We start from the raw sequence: 12,508 nt of genomic DNA, 5'->3' as shown, positions 1-12,508 counted from the left end.
TAAACAATTTGTGATTATATTTTTTAATCATTCTTATCGCTTCGTGGGTTTCCTATTTACAAAACAAATATATTACAATGACAAATTCTGTCACTCTTTATTTTTTTATATAATATCTATTTTTTTTTCTGCAATAGATAATATTTTTGCCTTCTGCTCTAAGTTCTGACAACATTCGTTTGATTGTCCTCTTACTACATCCAAAACCATTAGCAACTTTCTCTAAATCAGTCAATCTTTCCTGTTCAATTAGATACAACAAATAACCTTCCTTTTCTTTCCTTTCTGAGTATGTCATAAATAAAAATTTAAACCCTTATTCTTCTATAAAATTTGTATAGTCTTGAATTAACTCTGTGTCTTCTATAAAGTTAAAAAGTGTTAATTTTTGAACATTATAATACAAAGTCCAATAATCCTTTAATGCCATTATATAGTTTTCATTTGCCAATTGCCAAGCTTTTCGGGAAGCTGACAAGTTCAAAAAATCTACATTACCAGAAATGAAACGCTGTTGCGTTAAATTGTAAGACTCTTTTGAGATTTCTCTTGTTCGTAGTTTTCCCATTACAAGTTCTTTTTGAAGATTAAACTCTAAAACTTTCAATGTAACCTCTTGCTTAAAAGCTTCCTCAGTTTGTTCTAATTGAACCTCTATAACATCATTGTTCATTTTTGCCATTTCTATTTTTCCATGACGTTCACCCCAATCTAAGATTGGAATATTCAATTGAATTGCCACTAATTGTTGATTCAAAAAATTACTATAGGCCTTGGCAAATGTATCTGCTTGTTGATTTAGACCATAACTAGCAGTTACTGACAAATCGAACCTATTTTCTTTAATTTCTTTATCTAAATCTCTTAATGCCTCTATTTTTTTTAATTTTAAATCTATAATATTTGGATTATTCTGATATGCTAAACCTATCGCTTTATTTAAGTTAATTACAATATCCGAAACCATTTCCGGTAAAACAGGAACCAAATTACTAGGCAATTGATCTCTTAAATATAATTTCATTTCACTCTCAGTTTTCTGTAAATCTTGAATGCATTGCGTCAAATTAGTACTAGAATTATAGACCTCCAATTCAAGATTTAATAGTTCGTCTCGTTCTATAGCAATTAAATCGTATCGCTTTTTTCCAATATTGAATAACTTTTGTGCAGAAGATTTATTTTCTTTAGCAATTTTAACTTTTTGATTTGCTAATGCCCAATCAAAAAAAAGTCTAATTGTTTTTAAGTTAATTTCTTGCAATTCGTAAATAAAATTTTGTTTTGCCTTTTGAACTTCTAATGGAGCTATTTGATCCTTCCATTTAAATGTGTTAAATGCCATAATTGGTTGAATTAGACCAACCCTTAGAGGAGTTACATTATAACTTACAGTTTCTATTTCGCCAAAGTTTTCTAATCTATCAAAACTCGAACTCATATATAACTTAGTTCCAAACATCCCTATATTTTGAGATAAATAAACATCCGCGTAACTATTAATAGTTTGTTGTTGTCTAAACACATCTATATTTTGCTCTGAATCATAACGCTGAACTAAAGCGCTACTGTAAGTAAATGGGCGCGTTTCAAAATCAATTTTTGGGAGCAAACTTGCTTTAAAAGATTTATAATCCCAATAACTTATACCATATTTTCTTTTGGCTTTATAAACATCCAACGAATGTTTACTAGCAATAGTTAAGACTTCGTTTAAAGTAATATTCTGTTTTATTTCAGAAAATTCCTTTTCTGATTGTGCAACAAATTTACCTGATATAAAAACGAGTGAAAATGAAAATATTATTTGTGTCTTTTTAATAGTATTCATCGAAATTTCTTGCTTAAAAAATAATAACATAATGGTATAAAATAAAGACTAACAAGCGTACCTAAAATCATTCCTCCTATTAGTGCAACTGCCAAAGGCATTTGTAACTCTGCCCCCAAACCACTTGCAAAAAGCAAAGGAACCAAGGCTAGAATTGTGGTTGATGTAGTCATAAGAATTGGTTTTAACCGCCGTTGACCAGCTACCAACAAGGCTTTAATTAATGGGTACCCCCTACGTTGTAATTGAACAATAGTATCCACTTTTAATATAGAATCGTTAATGATAATACCACTCATTACCACTATACCAATCATGGACATTAAATTAATACTTAAACCAAAAAGTTGTAAAAACAAAAATGCCCCTGCTAAATCTATAGGAACTTCCAATAAAATAATTATAGGTAAAACAAAAGATTCGAATTGAGAAGCTAAAATAAAATAGAGCAGTATTATAGAAATTAACAACACCATTTTAAACTCGGAAATTAACTTTTGATTTGAAAAAAAACGACCTGAAAAATTAACATCATAGTGTGGATTATTATACACCACCTCCTTTACTTTTTCCATTGTTTTATTTACATTTTCATCCTCAACATTAAGTTCAACAGGATAATATTCACCTTCCTTACCACCTATGATACGCTTTAAACCTACCCCTTTATTAACCCTAATAAAACTTTTCACGTGAAAGACAGTACTATCTTGTGATTTTACTGTTACTTCATTTAAAACATCCCTAATACTCATAGCCCTTCTTCCTAATATTAAAGGAACAAAGGTTTGATCATCCACAATGGACAATATCTCCAGTTTGTTAAAAGCACTTTTAAGACTGTTAAATAATATATTGGAATTTACATTATAAACCATTAATTTTTCTGCATCAACATTCAACTTGAAATACTCCTCCCACGCTATAGGCTTTAATTCTATTCCGTTTAATTTTTTTTTCAATTGGCTCCACAACGTTTCTAATTGATCATTTTGTTGATTTCCTAAGTTTTCAACATTTCTTAATCTGGCAACCAAAGGAGCTTCTTTATTTGAAAATATAAGACTGAATATATTATCTACTTCTTTATATTTGTATACCATTTTTGGATATTTTTCCACGAATAAATTATTCAATAATGATTTAATAAATATAAGATCTCTCTGTGTTTTTGCTTGAAGGTAAATAGTTGTTTCAGATGTTTTTGCTTCTGACTCTCGATCAAATAAAAACTGTTGTGTTCCTACTAAAGCAGTTTGATTTATTAAATCTTCTTGAATTAAATCTAATAACTCCAATACCCTGCGCTTGTTTTCGTCAACATTTATTGGTTCATTCCAATCTATTTTTAAAAGTGTTTCATTACTTTTAATGTTTGGCATTTGTTTTTTTGGTAATATCTCAAATAAAATTACTGTCGTAAAAAGTAGAAGGATAATGATAACTAAAGAATGGAACTGCTTTCGCATGACCCATTTAAATCCCTTGTCATACAAAGCCTCATAATCCAATGTATTAATTTTATTCAAAAAACGAGTTAATTTACCATTATCTCTCACATGAAATAGACGATACAACACTGGCAATAGGGTAATTGAAATCACTAACGACACAAATAACCCAATAGTTATAGCCATAGCTTGATCATAAAATAAAGCTCCACTGATACCACTCAAAAAGATCAAAGGTAAAAATACAGCACACGTGGTTAATGCTGAACTCAGCAAAGGCCTCACAACCTCATTAACCCCTAACTCACAAGCCTTTGAGATTTCGAACCCCCTATTCCTATACTGTGTAATATTATCAATTACTATTATAGAATTATCTATCATTAACCCTATACCCAAAACCAAACCTGATAGGGAAATAATATTAATAGAAATATCCAATAAATAAAAAAACAGTAAGCATACAATAACAGATAATGGAATTGAAATAACGATAAGTATAGGTGATTTTACATTTTTTAAAAACAAAAACATAATAACAAAAGCGAGTAAGACCCCCCAAACCAAACTTTGATATAAATTATTGATAGCATAATCTAATAACTTAGTTTGATCCCTAGAAACAGAAAAATCAATATCAGAATAATCTTTCTTTAAAGCTTCAACTAACTTATCTAATTCAACCTTTAAATCGCCAATTTTTGCATCACTTTGTTTTATAATTGCCATGGTTACTGCTTCCTTAGCATCCGACAAAACTAAACCTGTCCGTTTTTGCGGTTGCTCTAAAACCTCTGCCAATTCCTTAAGCTGATAAATATGATTATTTTGTTAATATATATAGATTGAATATCTTTAATAGTGCGTAATGAATTCCCTAAACGGATATCGAATTGATATTGATTATCTTTTATCAATAGGCTTCCTATATCTAAATCATTTTCTTTAATGGACAATTCCAATTCCTCCAAACTTATACCTAAGGCATCTAACTTATTTTGATCAGGTATTATTAGAATTTCGGGAGATAACAATCCACTAATATCTACCATGGCAACTTCTTCAACTTGCTCAATGCGTTTACGGATTACTTTATTGGCAAAACGGTTAAAATCTATAAATTTTTGAGGAATACGATACAAACCATTACCGTCTACTTTATCTCGTTGTAACCAGTTATCCGAATCTTTAACTGTCATGGTTAAATAAAACACAGGAATATCAGTCGCGCTTGCCTTTAAAACTTTTGGTCGTTTAATAATCTTAGGTAAACTACCAACTACTCTATCTATTTTTTCATTGACTTCAATAAAAGCATAATCGATATGAGTGCCATGTGTAAAATTTAATTTAATAGTTCCTAAATTATTACTTGCTTCACTTTGTATATCATTTAAGTGGCCAACTTGCATTAAGCTAAAACGCAAGGGTTTAATAATAGCATCCTCCAATTGTCTTGCGGACATGTTATCAACCTGTACTTGTACCGTAATTTCAGGAATATCTATATTTGGCATTAAGGATACAGGTATTAAACTAAAAGCATAGGCTCCAAAAAAAAGTATACCAAGAGTAGTCATTAAAACTGCTATTGGTTTATGTATTAAAAATTTAACCATAAAAGTAATTGGTTAGTATTTAAAATTTATTATGATTAATATTTTCCACTCTTTGAACTACAGAACAATTAGTATAATGATCTTCAATTATTATAAGTTAAATTTTCAATAATGGACCTACAAAAATCTGGATAATTAGTTGAATGACTATGCAGCTAGCTCCATGTTATTAATATCTAATTCAAATATTTTTATTTGTAAAGTCTAGTTAAATTATGCTACTTTACTAAACATAATATCAGCTTAAATTAGTAGGTCTTTATATTAAATTATTTTATGTCATTTTCTCATTTATTTGGTTAAACAATATTTATTTGTGAATATTTATTTTATAACAATTTCACTATCATGCGCTAAATTCAAATTATTTGAAATAATAATGGTATCTCCTGACTTTAAAGAAGCACTACTTTTTTCGGAATCTGGAATTACAGTATAAGAATTACTATTTTCATTAGTAGTTTGCACATAAGTCCAATAGGCTTTTCCTTTTCTTGCTAAGAATAATACCTCTTGATTATCTCTTAAGACTACTGCTTCTTTTGGTACAACATACTGATCTGGAATTTCTTTTTCAATGAATACTTTTACATTCATCCCTTCAAGTAATCCTCCATTATTCTTAACTTGAGCTTTAATTAAAATAGTACCATCTTTTCCTACCTGAGGATTTATAGAAGTAATGTAACCCTCGTAGTTTTTATCGCTAGCAAAAGGTTTTATGATTACAATGTCTCTAATTTTAATATCATTTAATTCAGATTCTATAATAAAAAATTCAACCTCGAACACTGAATCGTTTATTATTGTTAAAAAAACTTCACTTGAATTAATTTGATCATATTCCTTAAGGTTTAAATTAGCTATTTTACCATTAAAAGGAGCTCTTAATTTAGTAGATTTTAAATCAAAACGTGCATTCTCCAATTGATGCAGAGCATTTTTGTAACCAGATTTAATAGCTATATTTTCATATTCCTTTTTGTTCGAATCATTCACATTGTTTGGATCAAAACCACGACGTACTTGTAAGTCTTTAAACTCTAAAGTTACTTTCTTTAAATCTATTTCAGCCTTATCTACTTTTTGCTGATATGTAAATGGGCTTAGGGTTGCTAACAATTGTCCTTTTTGTACATTATCGCCATTTTTAACATATATCCTCTCAAGTTTTTCACTTACATTAAATTTTAGTTCACTTTTTTCTAAAGCCACTAAACGCCCATTACTAACTATTTGATTTTTGAAAATGGCATTTTTCAATACAATTATATTTACCTCATTTTTACGTTGGGGATATACTTTCTTTCCAATAATCTCATCCTTTATATTATCAGATTTTATATTAGAACAATTATAAAGAGAAGTACACATTAAAAAATGCATTATTAGCCTAGAATAATTTATCATATTTTATTTTTGCTATCAATGTAATCGATTACATTGATTATTATAAATTTAAATCTTCTTTATAAATCAATAATTTTTATTTAAAAGTTTTCTCATCTCTTCATTTATCTCATTAATCGCTATTGAAGGTATCTTAATTTCTTTGTTTAATATTTGTCTAGCCATTGCACTAGCTTTAGTATAATCACCATTCTCATTATATAAATTCGCCAATAAATATAGAGGATAAAAACGAGTTGGAATCATATAAAATGCTCTTTGATATGCTGACTCAGCATTTTTAAAATGATTTATACCTTTATATGAATCACCTAAAGCAGTTTCTATAATTGTTGTGTTTAAATATTTTTTGGCTTCCAGTAAAACCTCAACAGCCTCATTATTTTTATTAACAATTGACAGAGTTTTTCCATAGTTCATTAAGAAATCTCCACTCTTGTTAAAGGTCAAATATATTTCTGAATAACCTTCTATTGCTCCGTTGTAGTTTCCATATTGATAATTATTTAAGGCCCTTTTCCAAATCTTAAAACTATTATCTAATCTTACTGTGTAAGTCAACCCATTGATAATTCCAAAAAATCCCAATAATAAAATTAAAGTGTTAAATAATCTTATTGAGGAATAGTTTATTTTTTCTAAAACTACAATATTGATATTATCAAGTTTTGCCAATATCGCTAAAAGGACTACTAAAATTAATTTAATTGGCAATATTTGCATAGAATAAGAAAAAAACGAAAAAACACCAATTCCGACTATCCCACCCAATAACAGAAAGTATATGTCTTGATTTTCTTCAGAAACTTTAACTTTTACAAATAAAACAAACACAATGGAGACAATTATTATACCACCAAATATCCCATTTTCTATAAAAAATTGTAAAAACTCATTAAATGCATAATAAGAATTATCTGCGACCCACGCTTCTGATGTTTCGCCATTTTTTTTGAAATAATCAGCTTGATAATTCATATAATGAGCTTTAAACAAATCAAAACCAACACCAAAGACAGGGTTATCTTTTATTATTTCAGTTGTCACCTTCCATATAAACAACCTTCCATCTGATGATTCTTTTTTAAAATTGTAAATAAAAATTGAAGCAATACTTATTAATATTATTGAACAAAAAAGTAAAGCTCCCGATTTAAACCTCCCCTTGTATTTAAAGTATCGCTTAAAATAAAAATATTTAAGTTCCAGCAAAAAAACGGTGCTTAAAATGACTGCAACCCAAGAGCCTCTGGACCGAGTCACAGGAAGAACAACAGATATACAAAATAATCCTATTAACGGAATGTATTCTAATAAAACATTTAAAATTCTTAAATTATTTCTATTCCTTAGTTCTATCTTTTTAACAATTGAATTTTTAAATAGATACAGGCCCATACATATTGGCCAAACTGAGGCTAGAAAGCCTGCATATGGTCCGGGGTTAAAGAAACTACCAGTTACCTTAAACCCTGAATGGTTAGAAGAGTAGACTCCCATCAATTGCATTACCCCATAAACGGACTGCAAAATACCAGATAGAGATATGGATAACAAAAGAAATATCAAAAAGAACTTACGTATTTTTATAATCCTTAAAACCAAATAAAAAGAGCTTAAACCAATTAATTCAATGAAGCTAATAGAAAAGCCATAATATGAATGAATAAGATATCTGTTTATAATTAAATAACAAAAACAACCAAAGAGTAAAATATCTAATTTGGTTAGTTTAATAGACTTATGATCACTTAAAACAACATTAAAAATAAAAACACTTAGGATAATCAAACAACTGTATAAAAAAACTATTAATTTACTGACTATTGTTGACTGGACATATGTTGCTATATTTATTTGAGGCACAAATATTAAAGTGAATATTAAAAAGACAAAAATTAATTGATTTCCTATGTTTTGTGACATATAAATAAATAATTCATAAATTAATTGTTGTAAAACTACAAATTTAACAATCAAATCTCTTGAGGAAAAACCATATATATTTTGCAGAATTTTCTTACATATTGAGGCGTTTAAATTTACTCCGCTTGAAGCGATTGCAAAAAACGGCCATAGTGAGCCACCTACAGCGGATTAAACTGAGCCACTAAAAAATCGATTCTATTTGTACGGCATTTTCAATCTTTTGCCTAAAAAGATCATGGCCAATAAACAAATAGATATGCGTAAAATAAAACAGATATTTAAACTTTACAGTGAGGGTGTCAGTAAGCGAAAAATAAGCCTTCAACTTGACATTTCACGTGATACCATCGATAAGTACATCGATTTCTTCAAACGATATGAGTTAACAGGCTATGAAGTGTCATCCATGACCTTAGAAGAGTTAGACAGACTTTTTAAATCGGACCAAAAAACCAAACCCGAACAGCTTGTTATATTAGAAAAGTACTTTCCTTATTTTGATAAGGAAAGTACTTTTATGACAGGAATATTATGCCAAGCATCCTAATGGCTATAAACTATCCCAGTTCAGATACTGGTGTCGAGAATGGAGCAAGGAAGTGTCCCCTGTAATGCATTTTACACATAAAGCCGGCGATAAATTATTTATAGATTTTACTCTGCTATAGGTCATCAAGCGTGTTCTCTAGGCTACAAGGTTGTATATTATAATACCAATAAACTGTTTACCTTATTAAAAACCGCTAAGGCAGATGGTTCCTATTTAAAACAGATTAGTAAACTAGAAAAACAAGATCTTTTAATTTTAGACGATTTTGGTCTGAGAGCTCTGGATAATATGAACCGTCATGCATTAATGGAAATTATTGAAGATCGCCATGGTAAACACATTACCATTATTACCTCACAATTACCTGTGGAAGCCTGGCATGAACTGATTGGAGAACACACCATTGCAGATGCCATTTTAGACAAACTTGTACACACAGCTCATCGCATTGATATTAAAGGAAAATCTATGCGTAAAAAATTAAAAAAATAACACTAAATTTAAACACAAATGAATCGATTTTGAGCACTTAGTTTACTATGCTCAGTTTGACACGCCGAGGGTGGCTCACTTTGTCCGCCCCATCCAGTTTTTACCACCAAACTTGTTTATCGTTTTCATATGTGAATATACGTTCTTGCTTTCCTTCTGAATGATTTTTGATAAAATACAGAGCACCTGATGGAACATTATTAAATTTAAGAACCTTTTCTTTTGCTTTTTTCACACCTAATGAAACCCATCTATTATCCCAATAAAAAAGTTCATATACATTGCCTGGGATAATAACATTATTAGAAATTCTTGGGCAGAACTTAATTTTGTTTATAGATATTGGTTTTGTAAAATCCATTCCTATCCAAGAATGATTTGGTTCAGGTGCATAATAAAAAGTTAACACATCATCATCAAATGCTTTGTCCTTAGTGTTTGATTTAAATTTAGGATGGGTTCCTTCTGAACCAATAATATTTCCTTCTAACTTTTGGTCATTAAAATAAAATTCTAACTCTGATAAATTACAGAACGAATCAGCAGGTCCAACATATCTGATATATTGATACTTTTTATCTAAATCAAATTTAACTTCCTTAAAGTACTCATCATCCAAATTTTTTATAGTATAAACGTCTACAGAGTTAGAAAAATCAGAATTATTTGATAATTGAAATATTCCTCCATTCATCCTATTTATAAAAAACTTTATCCGGTCTGTTAATGGATATTTTCTAAAGACATTTAACGAAATCAAACTATCTTTATTTGGTTTTTTTATATCAATATTACCATTTTCACGTAATATAAATGGATAATTAAAATAATAATCTCCATTCTCTATTTTTAATGTAGGTAAATAAACACTTCCCACACCCACTTTTTCAAACATCACCTCCTCTTTATTACTATTTCTACTTATTGTTCCCCAAGCTAAAGGAGTCCAAAACTTGTTATTAAAAACATAAAGGTAAGCTACATCAAAATCTAAATTTCTCGAAAGCACCGGTACACTTATACTATAAGTTTTTATATACTCATCTGTAACATCCTTAATAAATTCATCATTCAAAAATCCTTCAAAAAAATTATTCTTTCCAAAAATAGAAGCATGACTATTTAAATTTTCAACAAAAGTTCTTCTATAAACCTTACCCAACCTATAACTTTCTGACTTAAAACGACCTAGGGTATCAACTTCCAAAGGCACGGTAAAAGGAATAACTTTTCCATTTTCACCTCTTATACTATTCCAAAAATGACCTGCATGAATATTGGTATAGTTAGGAGTAAAATCTTTATTTACAGGAATAGCATAAGCTCTCAATATAAATGACATGTAATCACTTAGCTCCTTACAGGTTCCATAATTAAGACGTTTTAATGAAGAATATGGTAAATCAGGAAAAAAAGTTTCTTTTATCTTAAAATCTTTTTTTTGGTCGGTAGCTTCGTTTACTAAATATTCAGTTGCTTCTATCAATGAATCAAACTTAAAAGGTAAGTCCCCAAAATCACTATACACACTATCCCTCCAATATTCTAATTTCGAATTATTGACCTTATAAGAAACTATGCTCGAGTTTAAATCCATTTTATTAATAGAATTTTTCCAGCTAACTTTATTAATAGCATTATACGCCATATTAATATCATACTCAAGATAATCGTCGGTAACTCGATTAAAATCATAATCTAACATAAAGTGTTTAAAAGAATTATAAATTTTATTTAAGGAATCATTTAATACAACAAGAGAATCATTTGAATATTTATTTATTAATTCCAAATAGGTGTTGTATAAAATTCCTTCATAATGGACTTTATTATTAAAATTATCTAATATAAATTTAGCTGAATTATATTTTTTATCATCATTTTTAAATTTATTTAACACATCATACCTTAAACTCTCCTGTTTATTTTTTTGACAAGAAAATGCATTAAACAATACTATAATAATCAAGATTAATTTTAATTTAATTGCCATTTTTTATTCAAACTTCTGTTTTAAATTACCAACTTCATTAATCTATCCCAATTAAACTCATTCTCTGAATTAGAATAAAACACACATTGTACTTTACCAATAATATTTTTTTCTGGCACAAATCCCCACCTTCTTGAGTCATGTGATTCCTTTCGATTGTCTCCCATCATGAAATAATAATTATTTTTAAAAATATAAGTTTCAATTTTTTCACCATCCATATAATACTCTCCATTGAGGCTCTTAATCTTACATCCCTCCGATTTCCTAATAGCCCTTTCATATAATGCATAAGTACTAGGTTTTAATACAATTTCCATACCTTTCCTAGGTACAATTAATGGCCCCATATTATCATATGTCCATTTTATACTTGATAATTTGATAAACGTATAATCTGGGATAAAACTATCAACTTCAATTTTCACAGAATCTATTAACTTATTTTTCTTAAAGTAAGTAATTTTATCTTTTGTTAAAGACGACGCCTTATATAAACTATCAATTTCTTTTAAATAAATGTTTTCTGAAAATGAATCTATTACTTTATCAAATTTTGTTTTATCTTTGAGTATAAATCTATAATTGTTTTTAATTGTATTTGGCTCAACAAATAAATTATTATTTGTATATATCTGACCATTTTTTATATGTAGTTCTTCTCCAGGTAGTGCAATGCACCTCTTAACAATAATAAAATTCTTTTTCCAAGGGGAATTGAACACAAAAACATCTCCTCTTTTTATTTTTGTTAAACCTGATAAACGTATATAAGTCCACCAATCTTCATACATCCGCTTTCTTGCCAAGTCATTAAAATAAAATGCAATGTTAATCCAAGGTATATCAAACGGTGAGCGAGGCAACCTGGGACCATAACTCAACTTATTTACTAAAATAACATCTTCATTTAATAATGTGTTTTCCATTGAAGAACTAGGTATTTTATAAATATCAAAAAAAAATAATTTAAAACTTATAGCTACAAAAAAGGTGAAATAAACTATTAAAAACGGCTTAATAATCTTGACATACACCTTTTTTTTATTATTTAAAACACTAAAAAGAGTATAAAAAAAAGCAAATGTTAAGATAAAACCAATCAATAACCACCACAAACCTAAAAAATTATAAACTAGGCTGAACACTCTATACACGATAACAAGTTTAAACATATAAATTTATTCTTTGACATAAAAAACACTTGTACTTCCTTTACAAGTTTTGTGCTTT

The 12,508-nt window shown here is 28.7% G+C and carries 9 protein-coding genes and 1 pseudogene; 2 read left to right on the top strand and 8 right to left on the bottom strand.

Features of this window, described 5'->3' with window-relative positions:
* Positions 1-97 precede the first annotated feature (97 nt).
* From A9D35_RS13370 to A9D35_RS18410, 6 genes are all read right to left on the bottom strand, one after another.
* Entirely contained in the window at positions 98-298 is a 201-nt protein-coding gene (locus A9D35_RS13370; protein ID WP_066223808.1) for a DeoR family transcriptional regulator, read from the bottom strand.
* An 18-nt stretch (positions 299-316) separates the two neighbouring features.
* Positions 317-1,831, bottom strand: a complete 1,515-nt coding sequence (locus A9D35_RS13365) for a TolC family protein (RefSeq protein WP_159427062.1) — start codon at positions 1,829-1,831, stop codon at positions 317-319.
* The gene (locus A9D35_RS13360) at positions 1,828-4,083 is read right to left on the bottom strand and encodes an efflux RND transporter permease subunit (protein WP_159427061.1); all 2,256 of its coding nucleotides are present in this window, start codon (positions 4,081-4,083) and stop codon (positions 1,828-1,830) included. Before A9D35_RS13360 ends, A9D35_RS13365 begins: the two co-directional genes overlap by 4 nt.
* A complete protein-coding gene (locus A9D35_RS19495; protein WP_083191703.1) occupies positions 4,068-4,901 on the bottom strand; it encodes an efflux RND transporter permease subunit in 834 nt (277 codons plus the stop codon). The genes A9D35_RS13360 and A9D35_RS19495 overlap by 16 nt, the downstream gene beginning before the upstream one ends.
* Before the next feature lie 324 nt (positions 4,902-5,225).
* Positions 5,226-6,311: an efflux RND transporter periplasmic adaptor subunit gene (locus A9D35_RS13355; protein WP_083191702.1), complete on the bottom strand. Its 1,086-nt coding sequence runs from the start codon at positions 6,309-6,311 to the stop codon at positions 5,226-5,228.
* Between the two features lie 66 nt (positions 6,312-6,377).
* Entirely contained in the window at positions 6,378-8,237 is a 1,860-nt protein-coding gene (locus A9D35_RS18410) for an O-antigen ligase family protein (protein ID WP_141675537.1), read from the bottom strand.
* Positions 8,238-8,475: 238 nt separating this feature from the next.
* Between A9D35_RS18410 and A9D35_RS13340 the strand changes: the two genes are divergently transcribed.
* The gene (locus A9D35_RS13340) at positions 8,476-8,787 is read left to right on the top strand and encodes a helix-turn-helix domain-containing protein (RefSeq protein WP_066223798.1); all 312 of its coding nucleotides are present in this window, start codon (positions 8,476-8,478) and stop codon (positions 8,785-8,787) included.
* Between the two features lie 111 nt (positions 8,788-8,898).
* Positions 8,899-9,282 (top strand): annotated as a pseudogene (locus tag A9D35_RS13335) (ATP-binding protein); the annotation flags it as partial.
* 100 nt (positions 9,283-9,382) lie between these two features.
* Here the strand turns inward: A9D35_RS13335 and A9D35_RS13330 are convergent.
* Together A9D35_RS13330 and lepB are read right to left on the bottom strand one after the other, a co-directional pair.
* Entirely contained in the window at positions 9,383-11,275 is a 1,893-nt protein-coding gene (locus A9D35_RS13330) for a hypothetical protein (RefSeq protein ID WP_066223796.1), read from the bottom strand.
* Positions 11,276-11,295: 20 nt separating this feature from the next.
* The gene (lepB, locus tag A9D35_RS13325) at positions 11,296-12,450 is read right to left on the bottom strand and encodes a signal peptidase I (RefSeq protein WP_066223794.1); all 1,155 of its coding nucleotides are present in this window, start codon (positions 12,448-12,450) and stop codon (positions 11,296-11,298) included.
* Positions 12,451-12,508 lie beyond the last annotated feature (58 nt).

The sequence above is a fragment of the Formosa haliotis genome (genome assembly GCF_001685485.1).
Taxonomy (GTDB): domain Bacteria; phylum Bacteroidota; class Bacteroidia; order Flavobacteriales; family Flavobacteriaceae; genus Formosa; species Formosa haliotis.
The sequence above is the reverse complement of the archived record's forward strand: the minus strand, read 5'-3'. Positions and strand labels throughout refer to the sequence as shown.

What these genes read in the sequence shown, in the direction of transcription:
- A9D35_RS13370 (WP_066223808.1), bottom strand. Translation starts at nt 298, where the DNA reads ATGACATACTCAGAAAGGAAAGAAAAGGAAGGTTATTTGTTGTATCTA.
- A9D35_RS13365 (WP_159427062.1), bottom strand. Translation starts at nt 1,831, where the DNA reads ATGAATACTATTAAAAAGACACAAATAATATTTTCATTTTCACTCGTT.
- A9D35_RS19495 (WP_083191703.1), bottom strand. Translation starts at nt 4,901, where the DNA reads ATGGTTAAATTTTTAATACATAAACCAATAGCAGTTTTAATGACTACT.
- A9D35_RS13355 (WP_083191702.1), bottom strand. Translation starts at nt 6,311, where the DNA reads ATGATAAATTATTCTAGGCTAATAATGCATTTTTTAATGTGTACTTCT.
- A9D35_RS18410 (WP_141675537.1), bottom strand. Translation starts at nt 8,237, where the DNA reads ATGTCACAAAACATAGGAAATCAATTAATTTTTGTCTTTTTAATATTC.
- A9D35_RS13340 (WP_066223798.1), top strand. Translation starts at nt 8,476, where the DNA reads ATGGCCAATAAACAAATAGATATGCGTAAAATAAAACAGATATTTAAA.
- A9D35_RS13330 (WP_066223796.1), bottom strand. Translation starts at nt 11,275, where the DNA reads ATGGCAATTAAATTAAAATTAATCTTGATTATTATAGTATTGTTTAAT.
- lepB (WP_066223794.1), bottom strand. Translation starts at nt 12,450, where the DNA reads ATGTTTAAACTTGTTATCGTGTATAGAGTGTTCAGCCTAGTTTATAAT.